The sequence below is a fragment of the Pseudomonas violetae genome, from assembly GCF_023072615.1.
Taxonomy (GTDB): Bacteria; Pseudomonadota; Gammaproteobacteria; order Pseudomonadales; family Pseudomonadaceae; genus Aquipseudomonas; species Aquipseudomonas violetae.
The window spans coordinates 110989-132492 of sequence record NZ_JAKNRW010000003.1 but is presented as its reverse complement, the minus strand read 5'-3'; the positions used below and the strand labels follow the sequence as shown (position 1 = coordinate 132492).

21 protein-coding genes are annotated in these 21504 nt (G+C 60.0%); 18 read left to right on the top strand and 3 right to left on the bottom strand.

All coding sequences use genetic code 11. The features are described from left to right. The first annotated feature begins 21 nt into the window (after positions 1–21). From L9059_RS04940 to pdeM, 14 genes are all read left to right on the top strand, one after another. Positions 22–519, top strand: coding sequence for a DUF6231 family protein (locus L9059_RS04940; protein WP_247288678.1), 498 nt, complete (start codon positions 22–24; stop codon positions 517–519). 4 nt (positions 520–523) lie between these two features. Beyond that, on the top strand, positions 524–1000 hold the full coding sequence (locus tag L9059_RS04935; protein WP_247288675.1) for a YchJ family protein: 477 nt from the start codon (positions 524–526) through the stop codon (positions 998–1000). A gap of 41 nt (positions 1001–1041) precedes the next feature. After that, positions 1042–1527, top strand: a complete 486-nt coding sequence (locus L9059_RS04930; protein WP_247288673.1) for an LEA/WHy family protein — start codon at positions 1042–1044, stop codon at positions 1525–1527. Between the two features lie 5 nt (positions 1528–1532). Then, on the top strand, positions 1533–1742 hold the full coding sequence (locus L9059_RS04925; RefSeq protein ID WP_247288671.1) for an SEC-C metal-binding domain-containing protein: 210 nt from the start codon (positions 1533–1535) through the stop codon (positions 1740–1742). Between the two features lie 258 nt (positions 1743–2000). Next, a complete protein-coding gene (locus L9059_RS04920; RefSeq protein ID WP_247288670.1) occupies positions 2001–4451 on the top strand; it encodes a penicillin acylase family protein in 2451 nt (816 codons plus the stop codon). A gap of 124 nt (positions 4452–4575) precedes the next feature. Further along, entirely contained in the window at positions 4576–5595 is a 1020-nt protein-coding gene (locus tag L9059_RS04915) for a ligase-associated DNA damage response exonuclease (RefSeq protein ID WP_247288668.1), read from the top strand. Continuing rightward, complete coding sequence (locus L9059_RS04910; RefSeq protein ID WP_247288666.1) at positions 5592–7280, top strand: ATP-dependent DNA ligase; 1689 nt, start codon at positions 5592–5594, stop codon at positions 7278–7280. The genes L9059_RS04915 and L9059_RS04910 overlap by 4 nt, the downstream gene beginning before the upstream one ends. A gap of 197 nt (positions 7281–7477) precedes the next feature. Then, positions 7478–8260: a transporter substrate-binding domain-containing protein gene (locus L9059_RS04905; RefSeq protein WP_247288664.1), complete on the top strand. Its 783-nt coding sequence runs from the start codon at positions 7478–7480 to the stop codon at positions 8258–8260. A gap of 56 nt (positions 8261–8316) precedes the next feature. Continuing rightward, positions 8317–9045: an ABC transporter permease gene (locus L9059_RS04900; protein WP_247288663.1), complete on the top strand. Its 729-nt coding sequence runs from the start codon at positions 8317–8319 to the stop codon at positions 9043–9045. Then, positions 9042–9752, top strand: a complete 711-nt coding sequence (locus L9059_RS04895) for an ABC transporter permease (RefSeq protein WP_247288661.1) — start codon at positions 9042–9044, stop codon at positions 9750–9752. The genes L9059_RS04900 and L9059_RS04895 overlap by 4 nt, the downstream gene beginning before the upstream one ends. 11 nt (positions 9753–9763) lie before the next feature. Continuing rightward, complete coding sequence (locus L9059_RS04890; RefSeq protein ID WP_247288659.1) at positions 9764–10882, top strand: succinylglutamate desuccinylase/aspartoacylase family protein; 1119 nt, start codon at positions 9764–9766, stop codon at positions 10880–10882. A gap of 14 nt (positions 10883–10896) precedes the next feature. Beyond that, complete coding sequence (locus L9059_RS04885; RefSeq protein ID WP_247288656.1) at positions 10897–11661, top strand: ABC transporter ATP-binding protein; 765 nt, start codon at positions 10897–10899, stop codon at positions 11659–11661. A 113-nt stretch (positions 11662–11774) separates the two neighbouring features. Beyond that, a complete protein-coding gene (locus tag L9059_RS04880; RefSeq protein ID WP_247288654.1) occupies positions 11775–14258 on the top strand; it encodes a ligase-associated DNA damage response DEXH box helicase in 2484 nt (827 codons plus the stop codon). Then, positions 14258–14911 (top strand): ligase-associated DNA damage response endonuclease PdeM, encoded by a 654-nt coding sequence (gene pdeM / locus L9059_RS04875; protein WP_247288644.1) that lies wholly within the window; start codon positions 14258–14260, stop codon positions 14909–14911. The genes L9059_RS04880 and pdeM overlap by 1 nt, the downstream gene beginning before the upstream one ends. A gap of 33 nt (positions 14912–14944) precedes the next feature. Here the strand turns inward: pdeM and L9059_RS04870 are convergent, their stop codons facing one another. Continuing rightward, positions 14945–15154 carry a hypothetical protein gene (locus tag L9059_RS04870; RefSeq protein WP_247288641.1) on the bottom strand — a complete coding sequence of 70 codons (210 nt, stop codon included), beginning with the start codon at positions 15152–15154 and terminating at the stop codon, positions 14945–14947. Between the two features lie 106 nt (positions 15155–15260). Next, positions 15261–15827 carry a dCTP deaminase gene (dcd, locus tag L9059_RS04865; protein WP_247288638.1) on the bottom strand — a complete coding sequence of 189 codons (567 nt, stop codon included), beginning with the start codon at positions 15825–15827 and terminating at the stop codon, positions 15261–15263. A 357-nt stretch (positions 15828–16184) separates the two neighbouring features. On the opposite strand from dcd, the gene L9059_RS04860 reads away from it, so the two are divergent. After that, on the top strand, positions 16185–16394 hold the full coding sequence (locus tag L9059_RS04860; protein WP_002554837.1) for a cold-shock protein: 210 nt from the start codon (positions 16185–16187) through the stop codon (positions 16392–16394). Between the two features lie 124 nt (positions 16395–16518). On the opposite strand, the gene L9059_RS04855 is transcribed toward L9059_RS04860, so the two are convergent. Further along, positions 16519–17526 carry a DUF481 domain-containing protein gene (locus L9059_RS04855; protein ID WP_247288637.1) on the bottom strand — a complete coding sequence of 336 codons (1008 nt, stop codon included), beginning with the start codon at positions 17524–17526 and terminating at the stop codon, positions 16519–16521. 164 nt (positions 17527–17690) lie between these two features. On the opposite strand from L9059_RS04855, the gene L9059_RS04850 reads away from it, so the two are divergent. The 3 genes from L9059_RS04850 (at position 17691) to L9059_RS04840 (ending at position 21498) form a co-directional block, all read left to right on the top strand. After that, positions 17691–18044: an MGMT family protein gene (locus L9059_RS04850; protein WP_247288635.1), complete on the top strand. Its 354-nt coding sequence runs from the start codon at positions 17691–17693 to the stop codon at positions 18042–18044. A 43-nt stretch (positions 18045–18087) separates the two neighbouring features. After that, a complete protein-coding gene (locus tag L9059_RS04845) occupies positions 18088–19650 on the top strand; it encodes an AmpG family muropeptide MFS transporter (RefSeq protein WP_247288633.1) in 1563 nt (520 codons plus the stop codon). Between the two features lie 132 nt (positions 19651–19782). Further along, positions 19783–21498: a proline--tRNA ligase gene (locus tag L9059_RS04840; protein WP_247288631.1), complete on the top strand. Its 1716-nt coding sequence runs from the start codon at positions 19783–19785 to the stop codon at positions 21496–21498. The last annotated feature ends 6 nt before the right edge of the window (positions 21499–21504 follow it).

Below are 21504 nucleotides of genomic sequence, written 5' to 3'. Positions count from 1 at the left end.
GACGCTGATTGAGGATCCTTGATGATTGCCGGTATTTCTTCGCGCACGCCGCAACAGGCGCTGGCCGCCTTGCTTGATCGATACGCCCCTGCTCGCCTGCTATTGATAGGGGCCAGTGAGTTCCCCGCGCTTGAAGCATTCAAGCTTGCGCACCCTGATAGCTGTGTGGCTCACGCCGCACCGGGGCTGTTGCCTGCGGAACTGGCGGCACGCAGGTTCGATCTGGCGCTGGTGGTCGATTGCCTGGAGCACCTGTCTAAACGTGACGGTCTGAATTTGCTCGGAGGCATCCGCAATCTCAACGCCAGCCGTATCGCGGTGCTGGCGGACCTGCCGGCCAGTGGCTGGCAGGAAACGGATTTTTTCTCCCTGGCCCTGCAAGCCAGCGAGCGTTTCCAGCGCGACGATCAGGTGTTGACACTGTTCACCTATGATCTGCTTGAGTACAAACAAGTACCTGACTGGCTCAATTCGAGATTCTGGGCCAATCCGGAGAATTTCGGGAAATATTGGTGGTAACGCAATGAGTACATCCATTTGCCCGTGCGGCAGCGGCACCCTGCTCGATGCCTGCTGTGGTCATTATCACTCCGGCCATCCTGCCCCTTGCGCCGAGGCCCTGATGCGTTCGCGCTACACCGCCTATGTGTTGGGCCTGATTGACTATCTGGTCGACACCACCCTGCCCGCGCAACAGGCAGCCCTGGATCGCCAATCCATCAGCGACTGGAGCGCCAACAGCACCTGGCTGGGGCTTGAGGTGGAGAGTTCGGAAGTCTTTGGTGGGCAAACGGAACACGCCTTCGTCACCTTTACCGCACGTTGGCATGACAGCACCGGGGAACATGGCCATCGCGAGCGCTCCTCGTTTGTACAAAACGCCGGGCACTGGTATTTCATTGATCCGACTGTACAACTCAAGGCCGGCCGCAATGATGCCTGTCCCTGTGCCAGCGGCCAGAAGTTCAAGAAGTGCTGTTCAGGATATTTCAGCAGCTGAGGTATGACCTGTATCAATTACGGGCTCAAGGGAAAACCATCATGATCAGCCGGCGCATCGTCCTCCACCTGCTGGCCTTGAGCCTCGCTCTCGGGCTCGGCGGCTGTGCGTCCTGGTTCAGCAGCGACGAGCCGGAACCCCAACTGCACCTGGTCAAGGTGGAAGTCATCCGCGCCAAACTGCTGGAGCAAAAATTCCTCCTGCACTTTCGTGTGGACAATCCAAACGACGGCGACCTGACTGTACGCGGCCTTGAGTACCGCATTCACTTGGGTGACATGCTGCTGACCGAGGGTGAGCACGAACACTGGTTCACGGTGGGACCCAAACGCAGCGCTTATTTCAAGGTGCCGATCCGTACGAATCTGTGGCCGAAAGTCCGAGACCTGGTGAAATTGCTGAAAAAGCCTGACCGCCCCATCCCCTACCGTCTGGAAGGAGAGATGGAAACCGGTTTATTCATCGCTCACTACGTGCACGTAGCGAGGAATGGCGTAATAATCCCCGCCGATTTAATTCCGGAGTAAACCTGATGACCCAGCAACCCCATGTCCATGGCCCTGACTGCGACCACGATCATGATCATCACGATCACCATGATCACGACCATGGCCATGTCCACGGCCCGAACTGCGGCCACGCCCACCAGGAGCCGGTGCGCAACGCCTTGAAAGACGTAGGCCGCAACGATCCTTGCCCATGCGGCAATGGCAAGAAATTCAAGAAGTGCCACGGCGCCTGATCGGGTCGTTCGCAAATACCCTGTGGGAGCAAGCTTGCTTACGCTGGCGTCGGACCTGATGCACCGCGCAGCAACATCGCCAGCAAGCCGGCTCCGACAGGATTTGCGTAGTTGTCACGACTGTGGCGTATTCCCCGCATCGCGTTGACGTCCTTAATCAGACAAATCCAGAAATATCCTGAGACCCTGCTTGCGCGCCCCTCTCCTGCTCACTAACGTAGCGGCTTTATTGCGCTAATACCCCGCAGGAGCTTTGCCATGGCCTCGCCAGCCCTTACTCATTTTCTTCCCCGGTTCGGCGTTGCCGCAGCAGTGGCCGGTGCTCTGAGCCTGACCGGTTGTCAGACCTGGAACACCCAGGACACCCTCCCGCCTACCACCGGCGTGCAGCCGCTCAAGGGCCTGGCGCAGAACGTCTCGGTACGGCGCAACGCCATGGGCATGCCGCTGATCGAAAGCAACAACTTCCACGACGCACTGTTCGCCCTCGGCTACGTGCATGCCAGCGATCGCATCACGCAAATGGTCACGCTGCGCCTGCTGGCCCAAGGCCGCCTGGCGGAAATGTCCGGCGCCGACTTGCTGGACGCCGATCGCTACATGCGCGCGGTCAACCTGAAGAAAAGCGCTGGTGAGCTGTACAAGGCATCCTCCCCGCGTCTCAAGCGCTTCTTTGAAGTCTACGCTCGGGGCGTCAACGCCTACCTTTTCCGTTACCGCGACAAGTTGCCGGCAGACCTGATGGCTACCGGCTACAAGCCCGAATACTGGCAGCCAGAAGATTCAGCGCTGATTTTCTGCCTGCTGAACTTCAGTCAGTCGGCCAACCTACCGGAAGAAATCTCCTCACTGATGCTGGCGCAGACCGTCAGCACCGACAAACTCCCGTGGCTGACCCCGTCCGCCCCCGACGAAAAACTGCCGGTGGCCGAGGCCGAGAAACTCCTGGGCATCAAGCTCAACGGGCAGATTCCGGGTCTAGTCGACATCAGCAAAGCCGCCAACCAATTGGCCGACCTGAATTGGCTCGGCGCCACTTCCTCCAATAATTGGGCGATCGCACCGCAGCGCAGTCGCAGCGGTAAAAGCCTGCTGGCCAGCGACAGTCATGGCCCGCTCGGCGTGCCGTCCCTGTTCAGCTACGTGCAGATACGCGCGCCGAAATACCAGGCATCGGGCGTGACCATCGCCGGCCTGCCGATGGTGCTGGGCGGTTTCAACGGTAAAGTGGCGTGGAGCATGACCACGGTCATGGGCGATAATCAGGACCTGTTCCTGGAAAAAATCAAACGCCAGGGTAACGGCCTGGTTTATGAGACGGGCGGCAAATGGCAGCCGGTCATGGTTCGTAATGAAACATACTTCGCCAAAGGCCAGCGGCCGACTCGCGAGGCGGTCTTCGAAACCCGTCACGGCCCACTGCTCAACAGCGCCCAGGGAACCGCATTGGCCAACGGTTTTGGCCTGGCCCTGCAGTCGCCGAGCTTCACCGACGACAAGACCCTGGACGCGTTTTTCGACCTGTCCCGGGCGCAGAACGTCGAGAAGGCCTCGGATGCCAGTCGTGAGATCCGCGCCATTGCGCTGAATCTGGTGTTCGCCGATGCCAGTAATATCGGCTGGCAGGTCACCGGTCGTTATCCGAACCGGCGCGAAGGCGAAGGCCTGCTGCCCTCGCCGGGCTGGGAGGGTCGCTACGACTGGGACGGTTACGCCGACCCAATGCTGCATCCGTACGATCAGGACCCCGCCCAGGGCTGGCTCGGCACGGCGAACCAGCGGGTCATTCCCCATGGCTATGGCATGCAGTTGTCCAACTCCTGGTCGGCGCCCGAGCGAGGCGAACGCATGGCTGAACTCGCCGGCATCGGCAAGCACGATACTCGCAGCATGATCGTCATGCAGTACGACCAAACCACCACCTTCGCGGCCAAACTGAAGAAAATGTTCGCGGCGCCGGGCATGGCCCAACCGCTCAAGCAAGCCATCGAAGCGTTACCGGCAACTGACAAGGCCAAGGCTCGCGAGGCCTATGCCCGCCTGATGGCGTTCGACGGCAAACTCAGCCCGACTTCAGCCGACGCGGCAATCTATCAACTGTTCCTGCAGGAAAGCACCCGGCAGATTTTCCTCGATGAGTTGGGGCCGCAAGGCAGTCCGGCATGGGAAACCTTCATCGCCAACGGCAAGCGCTCCTATGCCGCCCAGGCCGATCACCTGTTGGGACGCGAGGACAGCCCATTCTGGGACGACACTCGCACGCCGCAAAAAGAGGACAAGGCAGTGATCCTGGCTCGTAGCCTGGCAGCCGCCATCACGGCGGGCGACAGCCTGTTGGGGGCTGATCACAAGGCCTGGCAATGGGGCAAGCTGCACCGCTACGAATGGAAGAACGCCAGCGGCCAGATCGTCCGCGGCCCGCTTGCGGCCGGTGGCGATCACACCACGCTGAACACCGCCGCGTTTGCCTGGGGCGAAGATTTCACCACCTCCGTGGCACCGTCCATGCGTTTCATCGTCGATTTCGGCCAGGCCGAACCGCTGATGGGCCAGAACGCCACCGGCCAGTCCGGCAACCCAGCCAGCCCTAATTACCTCAACAGCATCGATCCGTGGCTCAAGGGGCAATACATGAGCCTGCCAATGCAGCCGCAAAACTTCGACAAGGTGTACGGAAAAGCGCGGCTGACACTGACTCCTGGAAAATAACCCCGCCCCTTGTGGGAGCAACCCTCGCTCCCACAAGCAATGGTGTCCTGGCGACACAAATCGATAGAACTTCTGACCTCACGCCATCCTCATAACTAACAAGTCCCCCTGCCTGGTCATCCACATGGACCTTGTTATCGCTCGCCCCGAAGGCCTGTACTGCCCCGCCGGGGATTTCTATATAGACCCCTGGCGTCCAGTCGAGCGCTCGGTCATTACCCATGCCCATGGCGACCATGCCCGCACCGGCAATCAACACTACCTTGCTGCCGCCCCTGGCGAAGGGATCCTGCGGTCGCGCCTCGGCCAGGACATTAACCTGCAGACCATGGCGTATGGCGAGCGACTACTGCATCACGGCGTGACCTTGAGCTTCCACCCGGCCGGGCATGTGCTCGGCTCGGCCCAGGTGCGTCTCGAATACGGTGGCGAAGTCTGGGTGGCCTCGGGGGATTACAAGATCGAACCCGATGGCACCTGCGCGCCCTTTGAACCAGTGCGCTGCCATACCTTCATCACCGAATCGACATTTGGCCTGCCGATCTATCGCTGGCAACCTCAGGCAGACGTGTTCGCAGAGATCAACCAGTGGTGGCAAGCCAACGCTGCGAAGGACAAAACCAGCGTGCTGTTCTGTTACTCCTTCGGCAAGGCGCAGCGCATTCTCCATGGCATTGACACTAGCCTCGGTCCGATCCTGACCCATGGCGCGGTGGAGCCGCTGAACCGGGTATACCGTGACAGCGGCGTGTACATCCCGCCGACGATTTACGCCGGTGATGTGAAGAAAAGCGATCCGATCATGCGCAAGGCTCTGGTGATCGCCCCGCCTTCAGCCGCTGGCAGCACTTGGATGCGTCGGTTCGGCGACTACAGTGACGGTTTTGCCAGCGGCTGGATGCGCCTGCGTGGGACCCGGCGTCGGCGCGGCGTCGATCGCGGTTTTGTGCTGTCCGACCACGCAGACTGGCCGGGCCTGCTTTGGGCCATCGGGCAGACCGGCGCCGAACGGGTCATGGTGACCCACGGTTCGGTCGCCGTCCTGGTGCGCCATTTGCGCGAGCAAGGGCTGGATGCCCAGGGCTTCAGCACCGAGTACGGTAACGACGAAGAGGAACTGACCAGCACCGAGGCCACTGCATGAAAGCCTTCGCCGAACTCTATGCCGCACTCGATGCGACAACTTCCAGCAACGCCAAACTGGCTGCCATGCAACACTATTTCGCCCAGGCCGCACCGCAAGACGCGGCATGGGCGGTGTACTTCCTGTCTGGAGGACGGCCCAGGCAACTGGTCCCGGTCCGTGTCCTGCGTGAGTTGGCAGTGGCCTATTCGGGCCTGTCGACCTGGCTGTTCGAGGAGAGCTACCAGGCCGTGGGTGACCTGGCGGAAACCATTTCCCTGGTATTGCCTGAGTCCAGCCACCGTTCCGACGCGGGCCTTGCGGTGTGGATCGAGGAAAAGCTGTTGCCCCTGCGCGGGGAATCCCCCGAAGCACTCGCCCAGGCGCTACCTGCACTTTGGTCGCAACTGGACCGGTCCAGCCTGATGTTGTGCATCAAGTTGATTACCGGCGGTTTTCGCGTAGGCGTTTCCAAATTACTGGTGACGCGCGCACTGGCATCCATGGCGGGGTTGGACAGCAAGCGGGTGGCCCAGCGCCTGGTGGGGTACACCGACCTGTCCAACCGCCCGAGCGCCGCCAGTTACCGGAAGCTGATCGCGCCTGAATCAACCGACGAACATGTCCAGCGCGGAGGGCATCCCTACCCGTTTTTCCTGGCACATGCGCTGTCGCAACCGGTGGATCAGTTTGAAGCCCTGCTCGGCCCTGCCAACCAGTGGCAAATCGAGTGGAAGTGGGACGGCATACGCGCCCAGGTGGTAAAGCGTGAGGGCCGCCTGTGGATCTGGTCCCGCGGGGAAGAGTTGGTGACCGAGCGCTTTCCGGAACTGGAAAACCTGGTGCATGGCCTGCCCGATGGAACAGTGATCGACGGTGAAATCGTCGCCTGGAAGGCCGCGCCAGCCAAGACCGAGGATGCCTTCGCCCCGCAAGCGCCCTCGGCACCGTCGGTGCAGCCTTTTGCTTTGCTGCAACAGCGTATCGGCCGTAAGACCCTCGGCAAGAAAATCCTCGACGACGTGCCGGTAGTGGTACTCGCCTACGACCTGCTGGAATGGAATGGCGAAGATTGGCGCAACCAACCTCTGGCCGCACGGCGTACCCAGCTGGAGCACGTTCTCGTCGCATGCAACAACCCGGTTTTGCTGGCCTCCCCGGTACTCACCGGCGAAGACTGGTTTGACCTCGCCCGCCAACGTGAAGCCTCTCGCAGCCTGGGCGTCGAGGGCATGATGCTTAAGGCGCGAGATGCGCTGTATGGCGTCGGCAGGACTAAGGACATGGGCGTGTGGTGGAAGTGGAAAGTCGACCCTTACAGCGTCGATGCCGTGCTGATCTACGCACAACGCGGCCACGGTCGGCGCGCCAGCCTGTACAGCGATTATACCTTCGCCGTGTGGGACGGCCCGGCGGACTCAAGTGAACGTGCACTGGTACCGTTCGCCAAGGCGTACTCCGGCTTGACCGACGAAGAAATGCGTCAGGTCGACAGCATCGTACGCAAGACCACAGTGGAGAAATTCGGCCCGGTCAGCAGCGTGACGCCGAGCCTGGTGTTCGAACTGGGCTTCGAGGGTATCGCCCTGTCTAAACGCCACAAGAGCGGGATCGCCGTGCGGTTTGCGCGGATGCTGCGCTGGCGCCGCGACAAGTCGGTGGACGAGGCGGATAACCTGGCAACGTTGCAGGACCTGCTGGGCTGAAATGAACCGATTTGGTGCGCCGGCTCGGTCATGCCCGCTTGCGTGCATAAACGTCTGCCTGCTGTTTCTCGAAGCACCTTTTAAAACGCTTGTTCGGGACTATGGTTCAGAAATTGCTACTTTATTCAGGTCTTACGCTTTCCAGTAACAAATTTTACGCGCCACAAGCGCTCAAATTGGTTTTTAGGGATTGAATAATGAAAAAAGCATTGCTGACCCTTTCTGCACTGGCGTTGTGCATGGCTGCCGGCTCCGCGGTAGCGAAGGAATACAAGGAATTGCGTTTTGGCGTTGACCCTTCCTACGCACCGTTCGAGTCGAAAGCGGCTGACGGCAACCTCGTGGGCTTCGACATCGATCTGGGGAACGCGATCTGCGCCGAGTTGAAGGTCAAGTGCAAGTGGGTCGAAAGTGATTTCGACGGCATGATCCCAGGCCTCAAGGCCAACAAGTTCGACGGCGTAATCTCGTCGATGACCGTTACCCCGGCCCGTGAAAAGGTTATCGACTTCTCCAGCGAACTGTTCTCCGGCCCTACCGCCTACGTGTTCAAGAAGGGCTCGGGCCTGAGCGAAGACGTCGCCTCACTCAAGGGCAAAACCATTGGCTACGAGCAGGGCACCATCCAGGAAGCCTACGCCAAGGCCGTGCTGGACAAGGCTGGCGTCAAAACCCAGGCTTACCAGAACCAGGACCAGGTGTATACCGACCTGACCTCCGGTCGTCTCGACGGCGCCATCCAGGACATGCTGCAAGCGGAACTGAGTTTCCTCAAGTCGCCAAAAGGCGAAGGCTACGAAATAAGCAAGCCGGTCGACAGCGAACTGCTACCAGCCAAAACAGCGGTCGGTATTAAGAAAGGTAACACCGAGCTGAAAGCGCTTTTGGATAAAGGTATCAAAGCGTTACACGACGATGGCACCTACGCCACCATTCAGAAGAAACACTTCGGCGATCTGAATCTGTACAGCGGCAAATAATGCCCAGCGCCCATCTTTTGATGGGCGCTTTTTTCACCCGATCAGGTTGCTGATTTATGTTCGAAAAACTCCTGCAAAATCTGGGGCTCTCCGCCTTCAGCCTTCAGGGCTTCGGCCCGTTGCTGCTGGAAGGCACCTGGATGACCATCAAATTATCGGCGTTGTCGCTGCTGGTGGCCGTATTACTCGGCCTGCTCGGCGCCACTGCCAAGCTGTCAACACTCAAACTGCTACGGGTGCCGGCGCAGGTCTATACCACGCTGATTCGCGGGGTGCCGGATCTGGTGCTGATGCTGCTGATTTTCTACAGCCTGCAAACCTGGCTGACGTCGTTTACCGATTTCATGGAATGGGAATACATCGAGATCAACCCGTTCAGTGCCGGGGTTATTACCTTGGGTTTCATTTATGGCGCGTACTTCACCGAGACTTTCCGTGGCGCGATCCTCGCGGTCCCCCGGGGTCAGATCGAAGCCGCCACCGCCTATGGACTCAAACGGGGCCAATGCTTTCGCATCGTGGTGTTCCCGCAAATGATGCGCTTTGCCCTGCCAGGTATCGGCAACAACTGGATGGTGATGCTCAAGGCCACCGCGCTGGTGTCGATCATCGGCCTCGCCGACCTGGTCAAGGCCGCCCAGGACGCCGGTAAGAGCACGTACCAGCTGTTCTATTTCCTGGTCCTGGCGGCCCTGATCTACCTGTTGATTACCAGCGCCTCCAACTTCGTCCTGCGCTGGCTCGAACGCCGCTACGCCGCCGGATCCCGGGAGGCCGTACGATGATCGAACTCCTGCAGGAATACTGGAAACCCTTCCTTTATACAGACGGCTACAACATCACTGGCCTGGCCATGACCCTGTGGTTGCTCAGCGCATCGATCTTCATTGGTTTCCTGGTGTCGATCCCGTTGTCGATTGCCCGGGTCTCGTCCAAGGTCTACGTGCGCTGGCCAGTACAGTTCTACACCTACCTGTTTCGGGGTACGCCTCTCTATATCCAGTTGCTGATTTGCTACACCGGTATCTATAGCCTGGCGGCGGTGCGTGCTCAACCGGTGCTGGATGCGTTCTTTCGCGATGCGATGAACTGCACGATCCTGGCATTCGCCCTCAACACCTGCGCCTACACCACGGAGATTTTTGCCGGGGCCATTCGCAGCATGAACCACGGGGAAGTCGAAGCGGCCAAAGCCTACGGCCTGACCGGCTGGAAGCTGTATGCCTATGTGATCATGCCTTCGGCCCTGCGCCGCTCATTGCCTTATTACAGCAACGAAGTGATCCTGATGCTGCACTCGACCACCGTGGCGTTCACCGCGACCATCCCTGATGTCCTGAAAGTCGCTCGGGACGCCAACTCGGCGACCTTCCTGACCTTTCAATCGTTCGGCATCGCCGCTCTGATCTACCTGACCGTTACTTTTGCACTGGTCGGCTTGTTCCGCCTCGCCGAACGCCGATGGCTGGCCTTCCTCGGGCCGACCCACTAGGACTTTGCACCATGCGCCACCAGATCCATGACTTGCTGGCCCCGCTGCCGGGGACCGCACGGCAGATTCACAGCTTCCACTTCGGCCCCTCGTCGGCCAGCGGCAAGATCTACATCCAGTCGTCCCTGCACGCCGATGAAATGCCCGGCATGCTGGTGGCCTGGCACCTCAAACAGCGCCTCAGGGAACTGGAAGCTGCCGGCCGCCTGCGCAGTGAAATCGTGCTGGTGCCGGTGGCCAATCCGGTCGGCCTCGAACAGGTCCTTATGGATGTACCCTTGGGCCGCTACGAGCTGGAAAGCGGGCAGAATTTCAACCGCTGGTTCGTCGACCTGAGTGAAGAAGTCGGCAACGAAATCGAAGGAGAACTGGGCGATGACCCGCAGCGCAACCTGCAAATCATCCGCAGCAGCCTGCGCCAGGCGCTGGCAAGGCACACAGCGACCACCCAGTTGCAATCCCAGCGCCTGACCTTGCAACGGCTGGCCTGTGATGCTGACATGGTGCTGGACCTGCATTGCGATTTCGAAGCTGTCGCGCATCTCTACACCACACCCGAGGCGTGGCCTCATGTCGAGCCGCTCGCCCGCTACATCGGCGCTGAAGCCAGCCTGCTGGCAACTGATTCCGGCGGCCAGTCGTTCGACGAATGCTTCACACTGCTTTGGTGGCAATTGAAAGAGCGCTTCGGCGAGTACTTCGACATCCCCTTGGGCAGTTTTTCGGTGACCGTCGAATTGCGCGGCCAGGGCGACGTCAATCACCCACTGGCCAGTCTCGACTGCCAGGCATTGCTCGATTACCTGATCCACTTCGGCGCCATAGTCGGTACGCCGCCCCCCCTGCCCGAACTGCCCTACCCTGCGACGCCGCTGGCCGGCGTGGAGCCAGTAGCGACGCCGGTTGGCGGGTTACTGGTGTTCGCGGCGCTGCCAGGGGAATACCTGGAAGCGGGGCAGCTGGTTGCTGAAATCATTGATCCGGTGCTTGATCACGTCACCCCAGTCCATTGCGCCGCCGCTGGGCTCATGTACGCCCGGTCGCTGCGACGCATGGCCACTGCTGGCATGGTGATCGCCCATGTTGCGGGCACTGAAGCCTATCGCAGCGGCTACCTACTTTCGCCTTGAGGATGCATTGCCCCATGTACAAACTGACCATTGAAGGACTGCACAAAAGCTATGGCGATCATCACGTGCTCAAGGGTGTTTCGCTCAAGGCCAACACCGGCGACGTCATCAGCCTGATCGGCGCCAGCGGTTCGGGTAAAAGTACCTTTCTGCGCTGCATCAACTTTCTCGAACAACCCAACGACGGCGCGATGAGCCTGGACGGCCAGAGCATCCGCATGATCAAGGATAGCCACGGCATGCATGTGGCGGACGCCGATGAACTGCAAAGGATCCGAACTCGCCTGGCGATGGTGTTCCAGCACTTCAACCTGTGGAGCCACATGACGGTGCTGGAGAACATCACGATGGCACCGCGGCGGGTGCTGGGTTGCAGCAAGCAGGAAGCCGAAGACCGCGCGCGACGCTACCTCGACAAGGTCGGTCTGCCGGCGCGGGTGGCGGACCAATACCCGGCGTTTCTATCGGGCGGTCAGCAGCAGCGTGTTGCCATTGCCCGCGCGCTGGCAATGGAGCCGGAGGTGATGTTGTTTGACGAGCCGACTTCGGCCCTTGATCCGGAGTTGGTGGGGGAAGTGCTGAAGGTGATCCAGGGCCTGGCTGAAGAGGGCCGCACCATGATCATGGTGACCCACGAGATGAGTTTTGCGCGCAAGGTATCGAGCCAGGTGCTGTTTCTGCATCAGGGCCTGGTTGAGGAGCAAGGCGCCCCCGAGGATGTGTTGGGCAATCCGCGCAGCGAGCGGCTGCAGCAGTTCCTGAGTGGGAATTTGAAGTAGGAGCTGCCGAGAGCAACGAGGCTGCGATCTTCTGAACTAGTTCGGCAAAGGCCAGCTCGAAAGATCGCAGCCTCGTATCACTCGACAGCTCCTACAGGGCGCAAGCAGCCGGCATGGGATCATCTCCAGACTTTGCAAAACAATGGTTCAGCGCACGCGGCTGGAAGCCGTTCGCTTTTCAAAAACAGGTCTGGGCCGCCGTCAAACAAGGGCAGTCCGGGTTGCTGCACGCCAGTACTGGCGCGGGTAAAACCTACGCAGTCTGGTTTGGCGCACTCAACCGCTACGCCAACCCCCTCGCCCCTGTCGAAAAACCGCGCAAGCGCAAACCTGCCGCCGAACCGCTGACCGTCTTGTGGGTAACCCCGATGCGCGCGTTGGCTGCGGACACTGCGCGAGCCTTGGAGGTAACGCTGCAGGACCTGCAGATTCCCTGGAACGTCGGCCTGCGAACTGGTGACACCAGCGCCAGCGAACGGGCTCGGCAAAGCAGGCGCCTGCCCACCGCCCTGATCACCACCCCGGAAAGTCTCACCCTGCTGCTGGCTCGGGCCGACGCGCAAACCGCCTTGTCGACCTTGCGCATGATAGTGGTGGATGAATGGCATGAACTGCTCGGTAACAAACGCGGAGTGCAGCTGCAACTGGCCCTCGCCCGCTTGCGCCGGTGGCAGCCAGACCTAGTGGTGTGGGGCGTGTCCGCGACCCTGGGCAATCAGCCCCACGCCGAGCAAGTGCTCATACCTCAAGGCGGCATCAGCGTGCAGGGGCAGAGCGCCAAAGGCCTGCGAGTCGACTCACTGCGTCCCGCCGCCATTGAACGCTTTCCCTGGGCCGGCCACATTGGCCTGAAAATGTTGCCGCAAGTAGTCGAGGAACTCGAGTCTAGCCCCAGCACCCTGGTGTTCACCAATACCCGTGCGCAATCGGAGATCTGGTATCAGGCGTTGCTGGAGGCACGGCCAGACTGGGCCGGATTGATTGCGCTGCATCACAGCTCACTGTCCCGGGATACCCGGGACTGGGTCGAACGGGCGCTCAAGGATGGCCGGCTCAAAGCCGTGGTCTGTACTTCCAGTCTCGACCTGGGGGTGGATTTCCTCCCGGTGGAACGGGTGTTGCAGATTGGTTCGGCCAAAGGGGTCGCGCGGCTGATGCAGCGTGCAGGCCGCTCCGGCCACGCGCCCGGGCGGGTGTCGCGGGTGACGCTGGTGCCGACTCACAGCCTTGAATTGATCGAGGCGATTGCGGCTCAGGACGCCGTGGCGCAGCGTCACATCGAGCCCCGGGAATCGCCGCACAAGCCGCTGGATGTGCTGGTGCAACACCTGGTCAGTATCGCGTTGGGTGGCGGCTTCGTACCCGAGGACCTGTACGAAGAAGTACGCGGTGCCTGGGCCTATCGCGACCTCACCCCGGAGGACTGGATGTGGGCACTGGCTTTCGTACGCCACGGCGGACTTTCTCTGACGGCCTACCCGGATTATCGCCGGGTCGAACCGGATGAAAAGGGCGTGTGGCGGGTACCCGACGCGCGTTTGGCGCGCCGCCATCGCATGAGCATTGGCACCATCGTCAGCGATGCGAGCATTCAGTTGAAGTTCTGGAGCAAGGGCGGCGGTGGCAAGCAGCTGGGCAGTGTCGAGGAAGGTTTTATAGCGCGGCTCAAGCCTGGCGACGGGTTTCTGTTTGCAGGGCGCTTGCTGGAGTTGGTGCGAGTGGAAAACATGACGGCCTACGTCAAGCGCAGCACGGCGAAGAAAGCCGCGGTACCGCGCTGGAATGGCGGGCGCATGCCGCTTTCCAGTGAACTGGCCGCTGCAGTTGTGGCGCGTTTCAGTGCTGCTGCGTCGGGCGAATTCGTTGGGCCGGAAATGAAGGCATTGCGCCCCTTGCTGGAGGTGCAACAACAATGGTCCGGGCTGCCAACGGATAAAAGCCTGCTGGCCGAAGTCCTGAAATCCCGCGAGGGCTGGCACCTGTTCCTTTACCCTTTCGCCGGCCGCCAGGTACACCTGGGCCTGGCCAGCCTGCTAGCGTGGCGGGTCAGTCAACGGCTGGCGGTGACGTTCTCCATTGCGGTGAATGATTACGGACTGGAGTTGTTGAGCGCCACTCAAGTGGACTGGCCTGAGCATCTCAACGCGCAACTGCTCAGTCATGAGCACCTGATGGCTGATGTGCTTGCCAGCCTGAATGCAGGCGAGTTGGCCTTGCGCCGCTTCCGCGAAATTGCGCGCATCGCCGGCCTGGTGTTTGCCGGTTATCCCGGAGCCCCGAAAAGTACCCGGCAGGTCCAGGCTTCCAGCGGCCTTTTTTTCCAGGTATTCAAGCAATATGACGCCGACAATCTGCTGCTGGCCCAGGCAGGGGAAGAAGTCTTGCGCGAGGAGCTGGATATTCGGCGACTGGAACAGACGCTTGAGCGAATAGTCCGACTCAGGCTCGACCTGCACCCGATTGAACGGCCAACGCCGCTGGCCTTTCCACTGTTGGTGGAGCGCATGCGCGAGAGCATGAGCTCGGAAAAACTCGCCGACCGCATCCGCCGCATGGTCAGTGACCTGGAAACTACCGCAGAGACGGGGAAAGGCTGATGAGTACACCTTACCCCGTCAGCCTCGCGGGTGAAGAGTTGTGGCTGTTACCCGAAAGAGCCATCTACTGGCCAGCGCAACAGGCATTGCTGGTGGCCGATGTGCACTTTGGCAAGGCCGCGGCGTATCGGCGCCTGGGGCAGCCCGTGCCTCAGGGCACCACCACGCAGAACATCGGCGTGCTGGACGGACTGTTGGCCCGACTGCCGTGTCGACAGCTTATATTTCTCGGAGATTTCCTGCATGGGCCTGGCTCCCACACGCCTGCCACCTTGAGCGCCTTGGCGCAGTGGCGGGCGCGGCACTTCGAACTGGCCATGACGCTGATCCGCGGCAATCACGACAAGCGCGCTGGCGACCCGCCAGCCTCACTGAATATTCGCGTAGTGCCGGAGCCGATGTTGCTCGGGCCCTTTGCCCTGCAACATGAACCTGACCCACACCCGGACAGGCACGTGCTGGCCGGTCACATTCATCCGGTGTATCGGTTGCACGGTCGAGGGCGACAGAGCTTGCGCCTGGCCTGCTTCAGGCTTGGAGCGGCGGTCAGCCTGTTACCCGCTTTCGGCGCATTTACCGGCGGGTATCAGGTGGAGCGGGATGCCGATTGCAGATTGTTTGTAATTGGCGACAACGATATATGGCCGGTGTAGGAGCTATCGCCCCCACACAGCATTGCCGACGGATCATGCGACAGGCGCTGGAGGCGGCTCATCCGGCAAGGTGGGTTCGCCCGGTTCGGTCGGTTGTTCGTTGGGGGTGTCAGGATCAGGCTGGCCGGGGATGCCCCCTGCCATGCTGAGTGGCGGGTGCGCCAGCAATGACCAGGCCAGCACGCCAACCTGATTGGGCTCAAGCCTTGCCAGTTCGGCACTTATTCGCGGATCGATCTTCATAGAGCACTCCTGAGCAGTGGCCCAATTCACTGTGCGCAAACCGGGCAGTACACACAATAGAGTGTCTACCCGCCGAAGAATTCCCGCGCCCCGTCGGATGGATGGCTCAGGTGCGTGGCAAGGTGACGCCGCGTTGGCCCTGATACTTGCCGCCACGGTCCTTGTAGGAGATTTCGCACTCTTCGTCGGATTCGAAGAAAAGCATCTGTGCGACACCTTCATTGGCGTAGATTTTTGCCGGCAGCGTAGTGGTGTTGGAGAACTCCAGGGTCACATGGCCTTCCCACTCTGGCTCAAGCGGCGTCACGTTGACGATGATGCCGCAACGGGCATAGGTGCTTTTACCCAGGCATATGGTCAGTACATTGCGTGGTATGCGGAAGAATTCCACGGTACGAGCCAGCGCGAACGAGTTGGGCGGGATGATGCAGACATCGCTCTTAACGTCGACGAAGCTCTTCTCGTCGAAGTTTTTCGGATCGACGGTTGCAGAGTTGATATTGGTGAACACTTTGAATTCATCGGCGCAACGCACGTCGTAGCCGTAGCTCGACACACCGTAGGAAATCAGGCGCTCGGCCCCTTCACCGCGCATCTGGCGCTCAACGAAGGGATCGATCATGCCGTGCTCTTGCGCCATGCGGCGAATCCACTTGTCCGATTTGATGCTCATGGCGGGTGTCCTGAATAGCGAGGTGGAGAAAATCTGTCCGGCATCTTACCGGGGGCGGGTCGCCGGTTCAAAGTCCGCAATACAATTATCCCGTGCACGCCCCCGAATTTCCGGGGCCTCACGCTATTTTTGATGCACCGTCAGTCACGAAATAAGAGAAACCTTCGCAAGAAGCATTGGCACGTTCCGGAAAAAGGGTTAAGGTGGCGCCACTGTGCTGCTTGTGTCACTGAGAATCTCTACACGATATGTTGAATTTCGATCCAACCATCTACAAGAATTTTTCCTGCTCTTTGCACTCAGTCTCGGCCAGGGTTCTTCCTGCGTCGCAGTTATCTTTGTTCAAGGAGTTACACCATGTCTAATCGCCAAACCGGTACCGTTAAGTGGTTCAACGATGAAAAAGGCTTCGGCTTCATCACTCCACAATCCGGTGACGACCTGTTCGTTCACTTCAAAGCTATCCAATCCGACGGCTTCAAAAGCCTGAAAGAAGGCCAACAGGTTTCTTTCATCGCTACCCGCGGTCAGAAAGGCATGCAAGCTGAAGAAGTTCAAGTTATCTAACTTGTACTTGCTTTAGTAAAAAGCCCCGCCCTCAAAAGCGGGGCTTTTTTTGTGCCTGTGTGTTTTTGCCAGATAAAAAAAGATCGCAGCCTTCGGCAGGCTGCGATCTTTTGATTTTTTGATCTTACCAGGCCACGCCAAACCCCGCGGTGTAACGGGTCTTCTCCAAATCTGCATCATCAGTACCGCTGATGACGTCTCGCTCGGCCTTCAAGTTAAGCGATGCCCAATCGGTCACCTTGTAACGCAGCCCGACCTCGGCATCCAGCGCGTACTCCGCAACGCCCGACAACGGCTTGCCCACCTCGCCGCCGGTGAAGAACTCAACTTTCTTGCCAATCAGGTAGCGGTTGTAGTCCCACTTCATGGCCAGTGAATAGAAATTTTCCTTGCCGCCATCCGCGTATTGATAATCCGTGCGGTTGACCAGCGATCCCAGGGAGAACGCGCCCAGCTCGTCGTCCCAGAATTGATAACCTGGACCGGTACCGACGGTGCGCTGGCGAGACAGTTCTTCAACCTTGTCGCGCTTATAAACAGCGCGGCCTTGCCAGAACCATTTCTCGGTCAGAAACCGATCGAGCGAGTATTCACCGCGCCAGTTATCCGTAGTGACCACGTCATCCTGAAATTCGCGGTTGTACTCGCCTTCCGCCGTGTGCCGCCACCTGCCATGACGCGCACTGGTCTTGAAGCCGATATCGTAGTCATCGGTATCTTTCTCGGCCCGCTGGTAGTCCAGCGCCATGTCGACATTGCCCTTCCATACCAGATCCTCAACTACCGGCTTGGGCTTGAGGATCTGCTGGATACTGGCAAGCTCCACGGTCTTCGGCGCATCGCCATTGGCCAACGTCACCTTGCCATCGTCTGCCGCATGCAGCGACTTGGCCCTTTCCCCGGTGTAGGCATCCTGCTTGACGAGTAACTCCTGATCGCTTTCCAGCGTCTTGACCTGCTTCCAGTCGATCGGAATCGAGCCGGCGTACTCGGTCTTGATCAACAGCTTGCCACCATCGAAGAGGGTGATCTTGCCACTCAGCTTGTCACCGTTCTTCAACCAGACGGTATCGGCGAGCAAGGGTGTGGAAGCACTTAGGACAGCGAGGCACAGCAGGGATCTGGACACCATAAGCAAATACAGGCTCAAGTTTGCGAAAAAAAGTCGGCATTATCCTTACGAATAAGACCCTAGCAAGCACTGACACAACTATTTGTATTGAGTTCATTTCTCAATTGGCGATTCTGGATTTACTCTGATGACAGTAATTACCGCCCACCGCAGGAACTGCGTACGTGACAGACCCGCTCACTGAAATCGACAGCGCCGCGCAAATCCGACGCACGGCGCTGTACCTGACACTGGCCCAAGTTCCGCCGGGCAAAGTCGTCAGTTATGGTCAGCTTGCCGAGCTGGCCGGGCTAGGTCGCGCCGCTCGCTATGTCGGGCGAACCCTGAGCCAACTGCCCGGCGACAGCAAATTGCCGTGGCACCGGGTGCTCGGCGCAGGCGGGCGTCTCAGCCTGCCTGCAGGCAGCGCTTCCGGAGACGAGCAGCGCGCTCGATTGCGCGAGGAAGGCGTCAGTATCCTGAATAATCGTGTTGATATTCAGCGCCATGGCTGGCGCCCGGTAGAGCACAGCGGTTAGAGTGCGCGCTTTGTTTCCGTAATCTTGAGGCAGACTCCAGCCCATGCCCCGTAAAACCTGGCGCGCAGCGCTCGCCGCCTATGCCAGCCCTTCAACGCTCGTGCTGTTGCTGCTGGGTTTCGCCGCCGGCCTGCCGTACATGCTGGTGTTTTCAACACTTTCGGTCTGGCTGCGTGAAGCCGGTGTGGCTCGCGAAACCATTGGCTATGCAAGCCTGATCGGTTTGGCCTATGCCTTTAAATGGGTCTGGTCGCCGTTGCTCGACCAATGGCGCCTGCCATTGCTCGGCAAGCTGGGGCGTCGACGCTCCTGGCTGGTCCTTTCCCAGGCACTGGTAATCCTCGGCTTGATCGGGATGGGTTTCTGCGACCCGCAAAAACACCTGTCCTGGTTGATAGCGATCGCCGTGGTGGTGGCCTTCGCTTCCGCGACGCAAGACATCGCGGTCGACGCCTATCGCCTGGAAATTGCCGATGACAGCCGCCAGGCCGCCCTCGCCGCCAGCTACATGTCCGGTTACCGTATTGCCGCATTGCTGGCCACGGCCGGCGCGCTGTTCTTCGCCGAAGGCTTCGGCTCGACGGGCTTCAACTACCAGCATTCAGCCTGGGCCGGCACCTACATCCTGTTCGGCGCCCTGATGATCCCGGCGCTGCTGACTTCCTTTTTCATGCGCGAACCACCCGTGCCGCTGCGCACGCAATTGCAGGCCGGGCGCTACACCTTCGCCCATCAACTGGCTTCCGTGTTCGTACTGATTGTGCTGCTGGTGTCCGTGCCAGCCATGTTCACCCAGCTGTACAACACCGATTTCGCCAGCGTGCTGTTCGAAGGCCACAGCGTGCTCGACCTGCTGCTGGAAGACCGCGCGTTCCTGCGGGCCATTCTCTATACCACGCTGACCATCATGTGCCTGTCCACCATGGGGCGGCGCGGCCTGGCGCCCGTGCTGACGCCCGTCAACGACTTCATCCTGCGCTACCGCTGGCAAGCGCTGCTACTGCTGGGCCTGATTGCCACCTATCGGATGTCCGATACGGTCATGGGCGTAATGGCCAACGTGTTCTACATCGACCAAGGCTTCACCAAGGACCAGATCGCCAGCGTCAGCAAGATCTTCGGCCTGATCATGACCTTGGTGGGCGCGGGCATGGGCGGACTCCTGATCGTGCGCTTCGGCATTCTGCCGATCCTGCTGATCGGCGGTATTGCCTCAGCCGGCACCAACCTGCTGTTCCTGATGCTCGCCGACATGGGCGCCAACCTGAACATGCTGATCGTTACCATCTCCCTGGACAATTTCAGTTCCGGCCTGGCGACTTCGGCGTTCGTCGCCTACCTGTCGAGCCTGACCAACCTCAAGTTCTCCGCCACCCAGTACGCCCTGCTGAGCTCGATCATGCTCTTGCTGCCACGCTTGATTGGCGGCTACTCAGGCGTCATGGTGGAGAAATTCGGTTATCACAACTTCTTCCTGATCACCGCACTGCTGGGAGTGCCGACCTTGCTCCTGATCATGCTGCACTGGTATCAGGAAAGCCGCCGCGCAGGGCCGACACCGACCCCGGAACCGATTCCTGCACCCGCGACCGAAGAGTCCCTTTAGCTGGAAAGCGCGCAGGAGCGGGGTAATACCCGCCCTGCTGCGACACCACCGACCGCACGCCTGTACGCCAGCAAATCTCGCCCGTACAATGCTCCGTCATTTCTCGTCATCAGCAACCGACAACGGCCAACCATGCGCACCAGTCAATTTTTGCTCGCCACACAGAAAGAAACGCCTTCCGACGCGGTCGTGATCAGCCACCAGCTGATGCTGCGCGCCGGCATGATCCGCAAACTCGCCTCGGGCCTGTACACCTGGCTGCCCATGGGCCTGCGAGTGATGCGCAAGGTTGAAGCGGTCGTTCGCGAGGAAATGAACGCTGCCGGCTCTCTTGAAGTGTTGATGCCGAGCACGCAACCGGCTGAGCTGTGGCAGGAGTCCGGGCGCTGGGAAGAATACGGCCCGGAGTTGCTGCGCTTCAAGGATCGCCATGGTCGCGATTTCTGCGCCGGCCCGACCCACGAAGAAGTCATCACCGACCTGATGCGCAACGAATTGAGCAGCTATAAGCAGCTGCCGATCAACCTGTATCAGATCCAGACCAAATTCCGTGACGAAATTCGTCCACGCTTCGGCTTGATGCGCGGTCGTGAATTCATCATGAAGGACGCCTACTCCTTCCACGCGAACCAGGCTTCGCTGCAGGTCACCTATGACCGCATGCACCAGGCCTACTGCAATGTATTTACCCGCCTGGGCCTGAAATTCCGCCCTGTGGAAGCCGACAACGGCTCCATCGGCGGCGCCGGCTCCCACGAGTTCCATGTGCTGGCCGAATCCGGCGAAGATGACATCGCCTTCAGCAACAGTTCCGACTACGCCGCGAACATCGAGAAAGCTGAAGCCGTGCCTCGGGAAACCTCTCGTCCAGCGCCGACTGAAGAGTTGCGCCTGGTCGACACCCCGGACACCAAGACAATTGCTGCGCTGGTGGAAAAATTCAATCTGCCGATTGAGAAGACCATCAAGACCCTGATCGTGCGCGCCGAACAAGAAGGCAAGCTGATCGCCCTGGTCATTCGTGGCGATCACGAACTCAACGAGATCAAGGCAGCCCAGCAACCTGGCGTGGCAAGCCCGCTGGTCATGGCCACCGATTCCGAACTGCGTGACGCCATTGGCGCCGGCGCTGGTTCGCTGGGCCCGCTGAACCTGCCACTGCCGATCATCATCGACCGTTCGGTGGAGCTGATGAGCGACTTCGGCATCGGCGCCAACATCGACGACAAGCACTACTTCGGCGTGAACTGGGAACGCGACCTGCCCGTTCCGACCGTTGCCGACCTGCGCAATGTTGTGACCGGCGACCCAAGCCCGGACGGCAAAGGCACCCTGGAAATCAAGCGCGGCATCGAAGTCGGGCACATCTTCCAGCTGGGCAACAAGTACAGCAAGGCAATGAAGTGCGAAGTGCTGGGCGAGAACGGCAAGCCGGTCACCCTGGAGATGGGCTGCTACGGCATCGGCGTGTCGCGCGTGGTCGCCGCGGCCATCGAACAGAACAACGACGCCAACGGGATCATCTGGAGTGACACCCTCGCTCCGTTCCAGATCGCGCTGGTACCGCTGCGCTACGATAACGAACAGGTTCGCGAAGCTACCGACAAGCTGTACGCAGAGTTGACTGCGGCCGGTTTCGAAGTACTGCTGGACGACCGCGACAAGAAAACCAGCCCAGGCATCAAGTTTGCCGACATGGAGCTGATCGGCATTCCTCACCGGATCGTGGTCAGCGACCGCGGCCTCGCCGATGGCAACCTGGAATACAAGAGCCGCACCGAACCTGAAGCGCAGGCATTGCCGGTCGCTGACGTGCTGTCCTTCCTCCAGGCCCGTATCCGCCGCTGACACCAG

Bases quoted from the DNA above. Each gene is read 5' to 3' on its own strand.
- L9059_RS04915 (WP_247288668.1), top strand. From the start codon at position 4,576: ATGGACCTTGTTATCGCTCGCCCCGAAGGCCTGTACTGCCCCGCCGGG.
- L9059_RS04890 (WP_247288659.1), top strand. From the start codon at position 9,764: ATGCGCCACCAGATCCATGACTTGCTGGCCCCGCTGCCGGGGACCGCA.
- dcd (WP_247288638.1), bottom strand. From the start codon at position 15,827: ATGAGCATCAAATCGGACAAGTGGATTCGCCGCATGGCGCAAGAGCAC.
- L9059_RS04845 (WP_247288633.1), top strand. From the start codon at position 18,088: ATGCCCCGTAAAACCTGGCGCGCAGCGCTCGCCGCCTATGCCAGCCCT.
- L9059_RS04940 (WP_247288678.1), top strand. From the start codon at position 22: ATGATTGCCGGTATTTCTTCGCGCACGCCGCAACAGGCGCTGGCCGCC.
- pdeM (WP_247288644.1), top strand. From the start codon at position 14,258: ATGAGTACACCTTACCCCGTCAGCCTCGCGGGTGAAGAGTTGTGGCTG.
- L9059_RS04895 (WP_247288661.1), top strand. From the start codon at position 9,042: ATGATCGAACTCCTGCAGGAATACTGGAAACCCTTCCTTTATACAGAC.
- L9059_RS04840 (WP_247288631.1), top strand. From the start codon at position 19,783: ATGCGCACCAGTCAATTTTTGCTCGCCACACAGAAAGAAACGCCTTCC.
- L9059_RS04905 (WP_247288664.1), top strand. From the start codon at position 7,478: ATGAAAAAAGCATTGCTGACCCTTTCTGCACTGGCGTTGTGCATGGCT.
- L9059_RS04885 (WP_247288656.1), top strand. From the start codon at position 10,897: ATGTACAAACTGACCATTGAAGGACTGCACAAAAGCTATGGCGATCAT.
- L9059_RS04910 (WP_247288666.1), top strand. From the start codon at position 5,592: ATGAAAGCCTTCGCCGAACTCTATGCCGCACTCGATGCGACAACTTCC.
- L9059_RS04920 (WP_247288670.1), top strand. From the start codon at position 2,001: ATGGCCTCGCCAGCCCTTACTCATTTTCTTCCCCGGTTCGGCGTTGCC.
- L9059_RS04930 (WP_247288673.1), top strand. From the start codon at position 1,042: ATGATCAGCCGGCGCATCGTCCTCCACCTGCTGGCCTTGAGCCTCGCT.
- L9059_RS04935 (WP_247288675.1), top strand. From the start codon at position 524: ATGAGTACATCCATTTGCCCGTGCGGCAGCGGCACCCTGCTCGATGCC.
- L9059_RS04880 (WP_247288654.1), top strand. From the start codon at position 11,775: ATGGGATCATCTCCAGACTTTGCAAAACAATGGTTCAGCGCACGCGGC.
- L9059_RS04870 (WP_247288641.1), bottom strand. From the start codon at position 15,154: ATGAAGATCGATCCGCGAATAAGTGCCGAACTGGCAAGGCTTGAGCCC.
- L9059_RS04860 (WP_002554837.1), top strand. From the start codon at position 16,185: ATGTCTAATCGCCAAACCGGTACCGTTAAGTGGTTCAACGATGAAAAA.
- L9059_RS04925 (WP_247288671.1), top strand. From the start codon at position 1,533: ATGACCCAGCAACCCCATGTCCATGGCCCTGACTGCGACCACGATCAT.
- L9059_RS04855 (WP_247288637.1), bottom strand. From the start codon at position 17,526: ATGGTGTCCAGATCCCTGCTGTGCCTCGCTGTCCTAAGTGCTTCCACA.
- L9059_RS04900 (WP_247288663.1), top strand. From the start codon at position 8,317: ATGTTCGAAAAACTCCTGCAAAATCTGGGGCTCTCCGCCTTCAGCCTT.